Source organism: Paenibacillus periandrae (assembly GCF_022458865.1).
In the GTDB taxonomy this organism is placed as follows: domain Bacteria; phylum Bacillota; class Bacilli; order Paenibacillales; family NBRC-103111; genus Paenibacillus_S; species Paenibacillus_S periandrae.
Window position 1 is genome coordinate 1 of the sequence record NZ_JAJNMU010000261.1, and the last position, 211, is coordinate 211.

Here is a 211-nt window from a genome sequence, read left to right on the forward strand (position 1 = left end):
TTAGTGGCCAGTACTATATTGAGCAATTGGCAAACGCCAAAGTGCTGCATTATTTATTGTTCTATGATGCAAGCGGAGTGAATGTGGGAGGGACCACGATCGAGCGTACTACCGCGCACCCCGGCTATCAAAGTTTATCGGCAACGGGTGTCATACCCGCCACGGCCAAGCGAGCACGTGTGCATGCAGGTCTAGCTTCCACGGCTCCTAA

General features: G+C 52.6%; 1 protein-coding gene. It reads left to right on the forward strand.

The window, feature by feature from the left end:
• Positions 1–211: hypothetical protein (locus tag LRL21_RS45470; RefSeq protein ID WP_240422277.1), on the forward strand; the 211-nt coding region annotated here is incomplete at both ends.